Below are 13,922 nucleotides of genomic sequence, written 5' to 3'. Positions count from 1 at the left end.
TGAGCCGAAAATGATCTAAAAAGAGACGGTGGCGCGAAGGAGACTGGGATCCCCGCGCGTTGAGTCATGCGATCTGAGTCATGCAATCTGAATCATGCAATCACGCCATTCGTGCTGAGGGCGCTCCCAGTGCTCAATCAGCCAGGAACCGTGAACCTCCCGTCAAACCACCGGACTGGTCTGACGCACCTGTTTCCTCGGACCGAACATCGCGAAACTGGCCACGGCCAGCACCCACACGCCAATACAGCCGTACAGCATGACCAGGCCGAAGCCATGCACGAGCGCGGCATGAACGGCCGCCCCTGATGAATCCAGGGAGGCCAGCTCCGGAACCCACTGCTTGAGAGAGGCAACATCGCCTGCGGCTATTCGTTCAGCCAGCGATCTCAGTTGTCGCGCATCGAGAGACCCGGCAAATGTGCTCGTTAAGGACGACAGGATGCCTTCTATCAGGATGTATCCCATCAGCGCGATATTGACGGCCAGAGAAATGAGCCTCGCACTCATGTCGATGCCCGAAGCCATGCCTGCCCGCGTGCTCGGAACCGAGCTGGTCGTCGTATTGGTCACGGGCGTATTGGTCAGGCCCAATCCGATGCCGGCCAACAGGCACCCCGGCAGCATGCTCAGCCAACTCGCATGCTCCGCACCACTGCCCGCGCGCATCACGATAAAACCCGCACCAATGGTGAACAGGCCAAGCGGAATGACGACGCCCGGGTGATACCGAAGCGAAAGACGCTCGGCCAGCGGGGGTATCACCAGCGTGGGAAGCGTATAAGCCAGAAGTGCAGATCCGGCAGTGACGCTGCTGTATCCCAGGCTGCTCTGGAAATAAATTGGCAGATAAATCATGAACGGCCAAAAGCTGAAGTTCATACCCATCGATCCAAACAGCGCGCCCGAAAAATTGCGTATCCTGAACACGGAAAAATCGAACATCGGATGAGCGTTGCTCTTTTCCGCAACTATAAAGAGAATAAAACTGATCGCCGCCGCGGCAATGATGCCGATGCCCGCGGTACTGGTAAAACCAAGGTCGGACCCTTGCGTAATGAAATACGCAAGGCCGAAAACCGACAGGGAAAGCGTGACCATTCCAGCCAGGTCCAGCTTTTTCGCCTGCGGGTCGCTGGATTCCTGAACCCCGTTAAAAACAAGAATCAACGTCACTGTCGCAATCAGAACGTGGATCAGGAACACCCACTGCCAATCCGACACCGCGACAATGACCCCGCCCACAATCGGCCCAAAACCCAGGCCGATGCCGAATATGATCCCCCAGGCGCCGAAGGCTCTGGTACGGGCCTGTCCCTCCTGGAACTGATGCGATAAAACAGCCACCTGGCAAATCAGCATGGCCCCGCCGGCTATGCCTTGAAGAAAGCGGCTCACGATTAACACGGAAACGCCCTGCGCCATTCCGCAAATCAGCGATGTGATACCGAACAGGACAATAGCGATCATAAAAATACGTTTCCTGCCAAACCGGTCCGCGAGCGTCCCGGTCGCCATCAAAACCGTCGTGCAGGCAATGGTGTAGGCATTCATGATCCATTGCATTTCCTTGAAATCGCCGTGCAATACCTTTTGAAGGGTTGGCAATATCACGGGTACGCTTGAAATTTCCAGGCCGAACATGAGCGACGCCAGACAAATGGCGGCTAATGCAATTGTGTTTTTGTGGGGATGAGCGAGTGTCATGAATATCACGGGTTGGCCAGATGTTCCGGCTATCCGCGCCTCCCGCATGTGGGTTTGAAACGTTGGTGCGCTGACTTGCAACGCGCACTGACCGCACTGACTAAACCACTGAGTTCGATTCGATAACTCTGCATATTTAATTTACACCGGGAAGAGTAAATGGACCCGCTCACTAAAAATTCGAGGGGTGTGCACCGTGTGGCGCCTGCGGGTGAAAAGGTAATATAGAGGGAACTGAAGTACTCATTGATTCATTGATTTCCTATCAATGAATCCTGTATGGAACCAATAAGGGTCGGGTATGAGTGACAAGCTCCATGGCGTGACAACCTTCGTCCAGGTGGTCGAATCCGGCAGTTTCGCACTGGCCGCCGAGCGTTTGAACCTGACGCGCTCGGCCGTCGGCAAGGTGATCACGCGGCTTGAATCGCGTCTCGGCGTGCGTTTGCTCCATCGCACCACGCGCAGTCAAAGCCTGACCGAAGACGGCCAGACTTACTACGATCGCTGCGTGCGCGCGCTGGCCGAACTGGATGCGGCCGAGGCCGATCTGGAAAGCGGCCGGCGCGAACCGCGTGGCCGCTTGCGCGTCAGCGTGCCCATCGCGTTCGGCCATCTCTGCGTGGCGCCGGTGCTGTTGCGCTTAGCGTCCAGGCATCCGCAATTGCAGATCGACATTTCGTTCAGCGATCGCGCGGTGGATCTGGTGGAAGAAGGATTCGACCTCGCGATTCGTATCGGCGAGTTACGCGATAGCGTAAGCCTCGCGGCGCGCCGTCTGGGTACGCAGTACTCGAGCATTGGCGCCGCGCCGTCGTATGTGGCGCGGCACGGGCTGCCTGCGAGTATCGAAGAGATGGACGGACATGCGGGCATTGCTTACTCGCGCGCCGGCGCGTTGTCGCCCTGGCAGGTGCGGGATATCGACGGACAGGTGCGGCAGGCGCGCATCCAGCCGCAAGTGAGCCTGGACGATGTGCAGGCGATAGCCGCGGCGGCTATCGAAGGGTTTGGGCTGGCGTGGCTGCCCAGCTGGCTGCTGACGCGTTATGAGAAGACCGGTGAACTGGTGGTGGTCATGAACAGCTGCGGCATGCTGCCTCAGGATATTCACGCGGTGTGGCCGCAAACGCGCTACCTGCCGTTGAAGACACGGCGTGCTATCGACGCACTGGTCGCCGAGATTCCCGGGATGATCGCGGGTTGAAGCCAAGGCCGCCGCCGGCGCATGCGCCTGCCATTTTCACCAGTGCGCGACCTTCGGCAACTGCCACCCATACGTGACAGACGCCACGCGCAAGATGAAACACGCGGCGCCGCTGAGGATCGCGGCCGCCATTGGCGACAGTCCAAACCTGCGGCTGACGACCAGCACGACCCCTCCCGCGAACGCGGCGCTCGCATAGATATCGGCGACGAGAACCATGGGCACGCGGGCCAGCAGGATGTCGCGTATAACGCCGCCGCCCACGCCGGTGATCGTACCCATCAGTGTCGATATGAAAGGCCCGATGCCATAGTTCAGCGCCTTCTGCGCGCCCGCAACCGCGAACAGCGCAAGCCCGGCTGCGTCCAGCACCATGAGCAAGGGCGCCGAGAGCGTGCGTGCCTCGCTGTGAAAGATGAAGGTCAGTAATCCCGAGAGAAACGCGAGCGCCGGATAGCGCCAGTCGCGCACGGCATTGGGCGGCGTCGCGCCGATCAGCAGATCGCGAATCACGCCGCCGCCCAGCGCCACGGCAAACGACAGGACCATCACCCCGAGCAGGTCGAGTCCACCCCGCATGGCGGCGATCGCGCCTTCAGCGGCGAACACGGCCGTGCCTGCGAGATCGGCTACCAGGACTATTGTTTCAATCTTCTTCATCGAGACGCTCTCCCTGTGCTTGAGTTACTTGCGCGAGTTTCGGGAGGGCGATCGTGCATGCCGGACGCAGTCGAAGCCATGATTCAAGAGACTCGCGGCGTTCCTTCCATACCGCCCAATAATTCGACTTTAAACGTTCGCGACAATATTCAACAAATTGTTCCTTGAAATGTTTGGACGAATGTTACATGCTATTACTCAGAAAACGCGAAAAAGGATTGACCGCTGAGAGACAAATAAAAAGGCGAGTTCCCCGAGACGCTCGCCCGCCTTTACCGATCGGAATGATTAAATCTTGCCTTGCGATTGATGCGACGCAGAGAGAACGCCAGCTTTTAGCGTTTGAAGCTTGAATCCGAAAATCGATCGATTAAAGCCATCAATTTTCCCGAATGAAAATCGGGAGTGGAGAATAATTTCGATCTGGTTTACAGGATTGGCTTTCCCTCAAATGAGGCTTTGATAACCACACAATTTGGGCGACCAACAAAATAAAAATGTCGGACAAGGGTTTAATCGGCGCCACCCGTCTTGTATCGCGGAACCATCTTCGTGGCGGATAGTGCCGAATTTGGCTGATCCATAAAAAATTGCCGGCGCTCAGATGAAGTAAAAACACGGGCGCAGTCGTAAATAGAGGCGCGGTAATAGATGAGCTTTTATATTCTATTTAGTTAGTAAACCTAATATTCAAATTCCACCCAGCGCATGCGGCATGGGATATGTGTCGACATCGAGCCCATGGACCGAACGGCAATCTTGATTGACGAATCTACAAGGTACAGAAAATGAAGCGCAGAGAGATATTCAAGGCCACCGGGCTTGTATTTGGATTACCGATCCTAAATAACAAAATAGCTGCGGCAACGGTCCCCGGCGCAATACCCGTGTTGCCGCAGAATGACGTGTTCCTGAGCAGATCGCTACGCAAGGGAGCCCTCCTGGCAAATCAATTGAAGTATGTGTGGACCGAGACGTCACCCAACTTGTCGGGCGTCCCGATGGCTCAGACCGTTCCTCTGGACAATATGCCCACGCTGGAATGGTTGTTGGCCGCGGCGACCACGATAGCGGACTTGCTGATCAACGCGATTGCCTCGCTGCTCAAGCAAGTAGTCCCTACCCAGGCAGGCGGTTTGAATGAACACTTTTCACAGCTGACGACTTTGCGCGGCCAACTGGCGGCGATCCAGTCCTCTTTCTCGGAGCTGCGCGCGCAGGCGGGTGCCGGCGATGCCAATTCGGCGGCGCTCGCCGTCCAGGCCCAATCACTCGAGAGCACCTTGAGCGGCGTCGTGAATCAACTTGCCACGCTGCAGGCGTCGCTCAAGACGAAAGTATCCGCCTTGAGCGACAGCAACGGGTTCAAGGACGACAACGCGACAAGCCTCGCCCGCTACGACCAGATGTTCGCCACGCTGCCAAGGCCCGCGATCGCGCAGAATTTCCGCGATGACGAGATGTTTGCCCACCTGCGGGTCGCCGGCCCCAATCCGATGCTGCTCACGCGCGCCTCGTCGCTGCCCGGCAAATTCCCCCTGACGAACGTCCAGTATCAAGCAGTCATGGGCGCCTCCGACACGCTGCAACAAGCGAGCGCCGCCGGCCGCCTCTTCCTGGCCGACTATGCCGCGCTAGGTGCGATGGGAGACGAACGGCCTGTTTCGAAGCTATTGAGCAAGACCGGTTACGCAAGCGCGCCGATCGCTCTCTTTGCGGTTCCGGCCGGTGGCGGCGCATTGCAACCCGTTGCCATTCAATGTGGACAGGCGCCCGGCACGCATCCGATCATCATGCGTTCGCCGGCGCCGGAAAGCGCGACCTACTGGACCTGGCAGATGGCCAAGACGGTCATCCAGGTGGCTGATTTCAACTACCACGAAATGTTCGTCCACCTGGGGCGGACGCATTTGCTGTCGGAGGCGTTCACCATTGCGACTCACCGGCAACTGGCATCCAGCCATCCCCTCAACGCGCTCCTCGTGCCTCACTTCGAAGGAACTCTGTTCATCAACGACCTGGCCGGAAAAGTCATCATGGGACCAGGCACCTTCGGTGACGTGATACTGGCCGCGCCTATCGGCATTCTTCAGGGATGCTCAGGGATTGACCGCCTTCTTCTGGACTTTTATGCATCCATGCTGCCGGCGGACCTGAAATCGAGAGGTGTCGATACGGATTCTACCTTGTTGGAGTATCCGTACCGCGACGATGCGCTGCTGGTCTGGAATGCGATCAGGCAATGGGTCGCTGATTACGTCGCGATCTACTATTTGTCGGACGCCGATGTAACCGGCGACACAGAGCTTGCGGCGTGGACGGCGGACGTCAAGGACAACGGCAAGGTGAAGGGTTTCCGTACCATCAACAACCGCGCCCAGCTGATCGACATATTGACCATGATCATCTTTACCGCGAGCGCGCAGCACGCGGCGGTCAACTACCCGCAGCGGGATTACATGACCTATATCCCGGCCTTTGCGGGGATGGCCGGCGCGGCGACGTCCGCAGCAAAGGTGACGGGTAACAGCGAGGTGAATTGGTTCACCCTGATGCCGCAGTCGCGGCTGACCGACATCGAGCAATTGAATTTCCTGTCGCTGCTCGGAGGCGTTCACTACCGCCCTCTTGGCGATTACCGCCAGCACGAATTTCCTTATCTCCCGAGTCTGACGGATGCCAGGGTCGTCCAGGCTGGCGGACCTCTGGATAGATTCCGGCAGGCGCTGAAGAGCGTCGAATCCCAGATCGTGCAGCGCAATCAGGCCAGGAAATATGCGTACGGATATCTGTTGCCCAGTCGCATTCCGGTCAGCACGAACATCTGATTGCCTTGAATTCTCACCTGAATCAGCAGGAGGCTATATGCGCTTCATGAAGCAATGGCGATGCGCGCTCGCCAGTCTGGTGTGCGCGCTGTCGTCGGCGGGCATCCTGGCCTACGCGTCTGCGGCGGCCGCGGGACCGGTCGGCGAGCTCTACGTGCCGGAAGTCGACTTGAACCAGATTGCAGTCATCGACACCGCAGCGGCGAAGATCATCCGGCGCGTGCCGGTGAATGACATCGCCGTTCTTCCTTTCGGTAGCCGGCCAGCCGTCCTGGCCGCGACCCTGGACGGCGGCAAGATCTACAGCGACAATTTCGGCGTCGAGCCACCGACGGTCACGATCATCAACCGGCGCACGGGGACCAACAAATCCATCCGCGTAGGCGGCATACCACTCGGGGCGTTCACGTCACTGGACGGCACGGAGATCTATCTGCCGGAAGTGAACTTCGGCGTGGACGTGATCAGTACGCAAACGGATGCGATCGTGCGCCGCCTGACGTTCCCGGATATTCCGGTCGCCTCCATCAGTGGTCCCGACGGTAATCTTTATGTCGGGTTTGCAACCGGATTCCTGGGCGCCTACGATCCGAAGACCGGGCGCACCGTTCGGCCTCCTATCTGGTCAGGCGGGACCTTGACGTTCTGGTTCACATTCACCAAGGATGGCAAGAAACTCTATACGGACACCGTCAACACCATCGGCGTCATCGATCTGCAAAAGTGGCAGCTGATCAAATCAATTCCGACGAGCGGCAGCGCAACCTACCTGCCGACCGATCCCGGTGCGTTCACGTCGACGCTCTCTCCTGACGGCAAGAAACTCTACGTCACGCTATTTGGCGAAACCGGTGTACTGGTCGTCGATGTCGCAACGGACAAGATCATCGGCAAAATCAAGACAGCGGGCTCGACCACGGGAATCACGTTCAGCGCGGACGGTACGCGCGGCTATATCAGCGACATGGGTCCAAGTTCCGCATTCCTGAAGACACCGCTTGGCGAAGCTGTGCTGTTCGGCAATCTGATCGGCCCGGGACTGCTCGGCCCGGGCCAGATCATCGTGATCGATCCCGCGACCGACGCGATCGTGGGCGCCCCGATTCCGACCGGGCCGGGACCTGGCATCTCCGTGTGGGTACCCGCGCTTTAAGCACCGTCGGCGGCCGCTTGCGTCCTGCCGGAGGCGAGCGGCCTGCCCATTCAGGTTGATCGTTCGCAGTGAGAGAAAAAAATGACCATGTTCGCAAAACATGAAGATGCCGGGATCGGCGTGTCCGCGTCGTGGCGGGACAAGGTGTTCACCAACGCGCACGCGTTGATGCTCGCCGTCGTGTTGTCGGCTTCTTGCGTCGGCGCGCAGGCCGCGGAAGTGGCCGCGCCTTCACCGGGCGTCGATTCGGAGCAGAGCGCGTTGAGCGCGCACCCAGGCAACCCTGCCCGTACCCGACGCCCGCCGGCGCACTGTCTCGAGCAAGGACGGCGTGCGGTTGGCCGTATATGAATACGGACCGGAAAACGCGCCCACGATCGTGCTGGTGCACGGCTATCCGGACACGGCTGCTGTCTGGGATCAGGTCGTCGCAAGACTGGCGAACCATTTCCACGTGGTTACGTACGATACGCGTGGCGCGGGCGCCAGCGATCATCCGCCGCTGACGGCGAGTTACGCCTTGCCGAATCTGTCAGACGACCTGAACGCCGTGCTCGATGCGAGCGCGCCAGGGCAGCGCGTGCACCTGGTCGGACACGACTGGGGCAGCATCCAGACGTGGGAATCCGTGGCCAAGGCGTCGATGGCGGGAAAGATCGCCTCCTTCACGTCGATCTCGGGTCCGTCGATGGACCTGCTGAGCCACTGGCTGCAGCGCAATCTGCTGAATCCGGCCGAGTGGTCCGACCTTGTGCAGCAAGCCGTCGCGTCGAGCTACATACCGTTGGTGGAATTGCCGCAACCGACGTTTGTGCGCGATCAGTTGTTGAACTTCCTGATCTTCATCCAGGGCGACAAGCAGCGTGTCATCAACGCGCGTGATTCGTCGGCCGGCGCCAACCTGTACCGCGCAAACATTCCACAGCGCGTTTTGTTTGCGACGTATGACCGGGTGCCGCTGCAAAACATCCAGCTTATTGTGCCGACCCGTGACGCGTTCGTGAAGGAAGCAACCATGGTAGAGCCGGTCAGGACCATGCCGGGCGGCGTCCGCAATTTGGTGAAGTGCCCGGTAAACGCCGGGCATTGGATTCAATTGTCGAATCCGGACGACGTGACACAGTGCATTTTGAATTTCACGGCGGCCTTGGCGCATTGAATAACGCTTGCACGGAGGGGGAATGCGAGTATTGCTGGTCGAAGACGACCTCATGATCGGTGAAGCGATCCGTGGCGCATTGAAAGATGCGTCCTATGCGGCTGACTGGGTCAAGAACGCACAGACCGCCCTCACGACACTGGTTTGCCAGCACTATGACCTGGTGCTGCTCGACCTGGGGCTGCCCGGCAAGGATGGCCTGGACGTGCTGACCAGCGTCCGCGCCAACGACAACCCGATTTCCCTTCTCATCATTACGGGCCGCAATGGTTTGGATGACCGCCTGCGCGGCCTGGATGGCGGAGCCGACGATTACGTGGTCAAGCCCTTCGAGATGGCGGAGCTGCTCGCCCGGATGCGGGCCGTGCTGCGTCGCAAGGCCGGCAACGCCGCGCCCCTTCTCAGCAACGGCGTGGCCTCTCTCGATCCGGTCACGAGAGAGGCCAGCGTCAATGGCGGTTGCCGGGTGCAACTGTCCAATCGCGAGTTCTCGTTGCTGAGAGCCTTGCTGATTCGGCCCGGGGCCATCCTGTCTCGTAGCGAGCTGGAGGATCACATCTACGGCTGGGGGGAAGAGGTCGGCAGTAATGCCGTCGAGTTTCTGATCCATGCACTGCGGCGCAAATTGGGCAGCGAGATTATCAAGAACGTCAGGGGGGTCGGATGGAGGGTCTCAAGAGGCGCTTGAACGAGTCGATTCAGCTCAGGCTATCCTTCATCCTGTCTCTGGTGATTCTCATCGTTGCGGTCGCGGCCGGCGTATTCTCGTTCATGGCCGCCTTCGATGAAGCGCACGGACTGCAAGATGATGTGCTTCGCCAGGTAGCGCAGCTTATGGTTCGGCAGCGCCTGTCGCCGACCTCCCCCGCTACCGATGCCCGTCTCAAAGGCAACGATGAAAAATCGCGTGTGATCGCTCAGCGCCTGGGCGAGCGCAATCCATCTCCGGCTGGCGCGGATGCCGGCGGATCGCTGCTGCTGCCTCCGACGCTGGCCGATGGCCTGCACACGCTGGAGGCCGGCGGCGAGACGTTCCGTGTGATGATCAAGACGACGGCGGCCGGCGAACGCATTGCCGTCGCCCAGGCGTCAGGCTTGCGCAATGAGATTGTCCGCGATGGCGCGCTTCGCACCGTCACGCCCTTCCTGATTCTCGTGCCGGTCCTGCTGCTGGTCGTCGCCGGCATGGTACGCAAGATGTTCCGGCCCATGGCGACGCTCTCCAGGGAAATCGACAAGCGTGCAGAGCAGGAACTGCACCCCATCGAAGAAAGCCACCTTCCCACCGAAGTGCTTCCATTCGTGGTGGCGATCAATCGCATGCTCGCCCGCGTTGCCCGGTCGATGGATTCCCAGCGTCGCTTTGTTGCAGATGCAGCGCACGAACTGCGCTCGCCGCTGACCGCTTTATCGCTGCAAGCGGAACGGCTCGCGCAAGCGGAAATGTCCGGCCCGGCGCGTGAGCGGCTGGCGGCGCTACGGCGGGGCATCGAACGCGGCAGCAACCTGCTGGATCAACTCCTGACGCTCGCCAAGGCGCAGTCGTCCAGCGAATCGCCGAGCTCGCCGGTATCCATCCATGGCATCTACCGCCGTGTATTGGAGGACCTCATGCCACTGGCCGAGGCCAGGCACATCGACATCGGGATCGAGGGGGCAGAAGACGCCCGGGCATGGGTCAATGAGCTGGACATGATCGCAGTGGTCAAGAACCTGGTTGATAACGCTATCCGCTATACACCGCAGCGCGGCCGGGTCGACCTTTCCGTCAGTGCGACAGAGGGGCGCGTCGTGCTGCGTATCCGGGACAACGGCCCTGGCATCCCGTTGGCCGAGCGGGATCAGGTTTTCGCCCCCTTCTATCGCGCACTCGGCAGCGAGCAGATCGGTTCGGGCCTGGGCCTTGCCATCGTCCAAACCATTGTCAGCCACATCGGCGCGGAGATTCGCCTTGAGTTCTCAGACGAAGCGCAGCAAACCGGCTTGAGCGTTGCGATCTCCATTCCACTGGCCGACGCGTCCCGGGCAGCAGGGCCTCTGTCTACGTAGGATCGCTGGTGTCGTCAGCAGAACGACACATTGAGGGGCTCCAAGAGGCCTCCGGGCCGGCTCAACGCACAGGAAGCGATCCTGCCGTGCTGGAGGACTGCGAGTATTTCTTGAAGTGGTAGTCATCGTGATCCGGTTTGTCCTCGACGGACGAAATGACTGTGCCATTGTCGGCATCGACCGTGACATCGAAAACCTTGACTCCGCTGACGACTTCCACGTCATAGACCCAGCCCCTCATCGAGTTCTCAAACTCGGCTTGCAACGCCTTGCCATTGGCATAGTGCTCGGCAATCGTGACCGCCAGGCTGAGCGGAATCCTGGCCTTGATGATCGCCATGGCCTCGCGATCCATATCGCCGTTCGAGGCGAAGGCTACGGCACAGGTCGCGGCACTCACGATGGCCGCCAGAGAAAGTTTGGCATGGCGGTGCATAAGGTTTCTCCAGAAATGCGCAGGAATTTGCATGTGGGAGACGTTACAGAGGCAAACTTAGCTCCTGCTTAGCCGAACCGGTTTTGCTCAATTAAAGCTGGTTCTTAATCACTTTGCATACCTTACTTTTAATATTCCGGTATGTCACAGCCGGATCAATTCCGGTTGAACTTTTCCATGAAAAGCGATTCGTAAGATTGTTCGCAACGTGGCGACTACGCGGGAAACCTCTTTCCAGCAATGCTTTGAACCCTGCCGTGTTGCCCCCTTTCGTTACGCTTTTGGAGCTGAGAGCCATGAACCGAACCAAACGCATGCTGGTTGAAAATGTCGGCTGGGCGGCTGAGGTTGCCGCCCGCGACCCGGGTTTCTTCGACACCCTGGCTCAGGGCCAAAGTCCGACCGTCCTGTGGCTTGGTTGCTCGGACAGCCGCGTACCGGCCGAAACCATTACACACTCCAAGCCCGGTGATTTATTCGTCCATCGCAACATCGCGAACCTCTTTTCACCGCACGATGACAACACCATGAGCGTTCTCGAATACGCGGTGAAGGTCCTGAAAGTGGATGACGTAATCGTGTGCGGGCACTACGGCTGCGGCGGCGTGCGAGCGTCCTTGCTGCCGCTGTCCGACGCCCTGCCCCACGTGAACCGCCGCATTGCGCCGCTGTGTGCGCTCGCTCGTGAGCACAGCATTGAACTTGGCGCCATCGGCACGATGGATTCGCGCATCGACCGGCTGGCTGAACTGAGCGTGCTTGAACAAGTACGCGCGCTACGCAACACGCCCATCGTGCGAGACGCCAGGCACGCACCGCGCGTTCACGGCTGGATCTTCGGTCTGAGCAACGGCCGCACGAAGGTTCTTTCGTGCGGTGACCCGGTCGACGCCTGCATTGGGGACAAAGCCACCTCTTCGAATGGGGTGGCAGATCCCGCACCGCAGCCTGACACCGCCCAGCGCTTGAACAAAACTATCACCCACTAGCCGCTCGATCCTCCCCTTCAACCCTTCACCGTTCGATGCCTTCGCGGGCATCGCGTGGTTCAACTCGCGCCAAAAAAAACATGAACCTACGTGAAACGTTTTCAACTTTCCCGCGTGACCTGTTCGCGGGCACCGTCGTCTTTCTTGTCGCGATGCCGCTATGCCTTGGCATCGCCAACGCATCCGGCGTCGAACCATTTGCCGGCCTGCTGTCGGGCATTATCGGCGGCCTGGTCGTGGCGCTGCTCAGCGGCTCGCACCTTAGCGTGAGCGGACCTGGGGCGGGACTCGTCGTCATCGTCGTGGACGGCATCGCCAAGCTCGGCAGTTTTTCGACCTTCCTGATGGCCGTGATGCTCGCGGGCGTGATCCAGTTCGGTTTCGGCATGCTGAAAGCCGGGCGCTTCGCGGGATACGTGCCGTCATCGGTCATCAAGGGCATGCTCGCCGCGATCGGCTTGCTGCTGATCATCAAGCAGGCGCCGCTTGCCGCAGGTTTCGCCACCGGCAGCGCCCAGGTTGCCGCACACTCCCCGGGCATACTCGACACGCCGTTGGGCGCGATGTCGCTCACCGCTTGCGCCGTTGCCGTGCTCTCCATCGCGATATTGGCCGGTTGGGAAACGAAAGCGATGCGCCGCTTCACGCTGGTACGCCTGCTACCCGCACCGCTTGCGGTGGTCATGCTCGGCATTGCGATCACGCTGGTGCTCGACTTCGCAGCACCCGCCTTTGCGCCGCCGGCGGAGCATCGCGTGTTGTTGCCCTCGCTCGCGTCATTTGCCGCGTTGAACGCCGCGCTCGACTGGCCCAACTTCGAGCAACTCATCAATCCCGATGTCTGGCGCCTCGCGATGACGCTTGCCATCGTCGCAAGCCTGGAGACGTTGCTGAGCCTTGAAGCCGTCGAGCAGATCGACCCGAAGAAGCGCACCGCGCATCCGGATCGGGAACTCAAGGCGCAGGGTATCGGCAACATGATGGCAGGTGCGATCGGTGCGTTGCCGATCGCTTCGGTCATCGTGCGTAGTTCCGCCAACGTCCACGCGGGCGCGCAGAGCCGCTTGTCCGCCGTCGTACACGGATTCTTGCTGCTGGCAAGTGTGTTCGCGCTGACGGCCGTGATCAACCTGATTCCATTGGCGTGTCTCGCCGCGATCCTGATCTTCACCGGACTGAAGCTGGCGAAACCTTCGTTATTCGTGGCGGTTGCGAAGCAGGGACTCGAACGCTTTGCGCCGTTCATCGTGACGATCGCGGGCGTGCTCGCGACGGATCTGCTAATTGGCATTTTGCTTGGGATTGCTTGCAGTATGGGGCTCGCGATTCACGCGAACCTGCAGCGGCCTATCACCATCGCGCAGCATGACGATCACTTCCTGCTGTCGTTTCGCAAGGACGTGTCGTTTCTTGGCAAGGTGTCGCTCACGCATCACCTGCGGCAGATTCCGGACAACGCGTTGGTCATCGTGGATGCAAGCCGCGCCGACTTCGTCGATCCCGATGTGCGCGAGCTAATCGATAAATTCGTCGCCGACGCCCCCGAGCGCGGCATTCACGTGGAATGCCAGCAGCTTGAACGCACGGCGCGAGAACGACCGGGTTTGCAGCGGCGTCTGGCGTTCTTCAAACGGCCGCCCTTCAAATGAAGGTCATTGAGTAGGGGACGGGGATATCCCCGTAGCCCTCTCAAATGCAAGGTTGCAAGGCCGTCGCTGTAGCGCAATCCTGATC

12 protein-coding genes are annotated in these 13,922 nt (G+C 59.8%); 9 read left to right on the top strand and 3 right to left on the bottom strand.

The window, feature by feature from the left end; genetic code table 11:
• Window positions 1-162: 162 nt before the first annotated feature.
• Window positions 163-1,707: an MFS transporter gene (locus ACSOSP_RS29895; RefSeq protein ID WP_455313715.1), complete on the bottom strand. Its 1,545-nt coding sequence runs from the start codon at window positions 1,705-1,707 to the stop codon at window positions 163-165.
• A gap of 301 nt (window positions 1,708-2,008) precedes the next feature.
• Between ACSOSP_RS29895 and ACSOSP_RS29890 the strand changes: the two genes are divergently transcribed.
• Complete coding sequence (locus ACSOSP_RS29890) at window positions 2,009-2,914, top strand: LysR family transcriptional regulator (RefSeq protein ID WP_455312112.1); 906 nt, start codon at window positions 2,009-2,011, stop codon at window positions 2,912-2,914.
• 36 nt (window positions 2,915-2,950) lie between these two features.
• Here ACSOSP_RS29890 and ACSOSP_RS29885 read toward each other — a convergent pair whose 3' ends face one another.
• Window positions 2,951-3,574, bottom strand: a complete 624-nt coding sequence (locus ACSOSP_RS29885) for a trimeric intracellular cation channel family protein (RefSeq protein ID WP_455312110.1) — start codon at window positions 3,572-3,574, stop codon at window positions 2,951-2,953.
• 1,001 nt (window positions 3,575-4,575) lie between these two features.
• On the opposite strand from ACSOSP_RS29885, the gene ACSOSP_RS29880 reads away from it, so the two are divergent.
• The 6 genes from ACSOSP_RS29880 to ACSOSP_RS29855 all read left to right on the top strand — a co-directional run bounded on the left by ACSOSP_RS29880 (window position 4,576) and on the right by ACSOSP_RS29855 (window position 10,763).
• The gene (locus tag ACSOSP_RS29880; protein WP_455312109.1) at window positions 4,576-6,402 is read left to right on the top strand and encodes a lipoxygenase family protein; all 1,827 of its coding nucleotides are present in this window, start codon (window positions 4,576-4,578) and stop codon (window positions 6,400-6,402) included.
• 37 nt (window positions 6,403-6,439) lie between these two features.
• Window positions 6,440-7,555: a YncE family protein gene (locus tag ACSOSP_RS29875; protein WP_455312108.1), complete on the top strand. Its 1,116-nt coding sequence runs from the start codon at window positions 6,440-6,442 to the stop codon at window positions 7,553-7,555.
• A gap of 87 nt (window positions 7,556-7,642) precedes the next feature.
• Window positions 7,643-7,906 (top strand): hypothetical protein, encoded by a 264-nt coding sequence (locus ACSOSP_RS29870; protein ID WP_455312107.1) that lies wholly within the window; start codon window positions 7,643-7,645, stop codon window positions 7,904-7,906.
• A complete protein-coding gene (locus tag ACSOSP_RS29865; RefSeq protein ID WP_455312105.1) occupies window positions 7,893-8,714 on the top strand; it encodes an alpha/beta fold hydrolase in 822 nt (273 codons plus the stop codon). The genes ACSOSP_RS29870 and ACSOSP_RS29865 overlap by 14 nt, the downstream gene beginning before the upstream one ends.
• Before the next feature lie 22 nt (window positions 8,715-8,736).
• Entirely contained in the window at window positions 8,737-9,402 is a 666-nt protein-coding gene (locus tag ACSOSP_RS29860) for a response regulator (protein ID WP_455312104.1), read from the top strand.
• On the top strand, window positions 9,378-10,763 hold the full coding sequence (locus tag ACSOSP_RS29855) for a sensor histidine kinase (RefSeq protein ID WP_455312103.1): 1,386 nt from the start codon (window positions 9,378-9,380) through the stop codon (window positions 10,761-10,763). The genes ACSOSP_RS29860 and ACSOSP_RS29855 overlap by 25 nt, the downstream gene beginning before the upstream one ends.
• Before the next feature lie 61 nt (window positions 10,764-10,824).
• Here ACSOSP_RS29855 and ACSOSP_RS29850 read toward each other — a convergent pair whose 3' ends face one another.
• Window positions 10,825-11,199, bottom strand: coding sequence for a PepSY domain-containing protein (locus ACSOSP_RS29850; protein ID WP_455312102.1), 375 nt, complete (start codon window positions 11,197-11,199; stop codon window positions 10,825-10,827).
• A gap of 296 nt (window positions 11,200-11,495) precedes the next feature.
• On the opposite strand from ACSOSP_RS29850, the gene ACSOSP_RS29845 reads away from it, so the two are divergent.
• Window positions 11,496-12,188 carry a carbonic anhydrase gene (locus tag ACSOSP_RS29845; RefSeq protein ID WP_455312101.1) on the top strand — a complete coding sequence of 231 codons (693 nt, stop codon included), beginning with the start codon at window positions 11,496-11,498 and terminating at the stop codon, window positions 12,186-12,188.
• An 80-nt stretch (window positions 12,189-12,268) separates the two neighbouring features.
• A complete protein-coding gene (locus tag ACSOSP_RS29840) occupies window positions 12,269-13,837 on the top strand; it encodes a SulP family inorganic anion transporter (RefSeq protein WP_455312100.1) in 1,569 nt (522 codons plus the stop codon).
• Window positions 13,838-13,922: the final 85 nt, after the last annotated feature.

It is taken from the genome of Caballeronia sp. KNU42 (assembly GCF_053760385.1).
This window is presented reverse-complemented; position numbering and strand designations above follow the sequence as displayed.

What these genes read in the sequence shown, in the direction of transcription:
- ACSOSP_RS29895 (WP_455313715.1), bottom strand. Translation starts at nt 1,707, where the DNA reads ATGACACTCGCTCATCCCCACAAAAACACAATTGCATTAGCCGCCATT.
- ACSOSP_RS29890 (WP_455312112.1), top strand. Translation starts at nt 2,009, where the DNA reads ATGAGTGACAAGCTCCATGGCGTGACAACCTTCGTCCAGGTGGTCGAA.
- ACSOSP_RS29885 (WP_455312110.1), bottom strand. Translation starts at nt 3,574, where the DNA reads ATGAAGAAGATTGAAACAATAGTCCTGGTAGCCGATCTCGCAGGCACG.
- ACSOSP_RS29880 (WP_455312109.1), top strand. Translation starts at nt 4,576, where the DNA reads ATGGCTCAGACCGTTCCTCTGGACAATATGCCCACGCTGGAATGGTTG.
- ACSOSP_RS29875 (WP_455312108.1), top strand. Translation starts at nt 6,440, where the DNA reads ATGCGCTTCATGAAGCAATGGCGATGCGCGCTCGCCAGTCTGGTGTGC.
- ACSOSP_RS29870 (WP_455312107.1), top strand. Translation starts at nt 7,643, where the DNA reads ATGTTCGCAAAACATGAAGATGCCGGGATCGGCGTGTCCGCGTCGTGG.
- ACSOSP_RS29860 (WP_455312104.1), top strand. Translation starts at nt 8,737, where the DNA reads ATGCGAGTATTGCTGGTCGAAGACGACCTCATGATCGGTGAAGCGATC.
- ACSOSP_RS29855 (WP_455312103.1), top strand. Translation starts at nt 9,378, where the DNA reads ATGGAGGGTCTCAAGAGGCGCTTGAACGAGTCGATTCAGCTCAGGCTA.
- ACSOSP_RS29850 (WP_455312102.1), bottom strand. Translation starts at nt 11,199, where the DNA reads ATGCACCGCCATGCCAAACTTTCTCTGGCGGCCATCGTGAGTGCCGCG.
- ACSOSP_RS29845 (WP_455312101.1), top strand. Translation starts at nt 11,496, where the DNA reads ATGAACCGAACCAAACGCATGCTGGTTGAAAATGTCGGCTGGGCGGCT.
- ACSOSP_RS29840 (WP_455312100.1), top strand. Translation starts at nt 12,269, where the DNA reads ATGAACCTACGTGAAACGTTTTCAACTTTCCCGCGTGACCTGTTCGCG.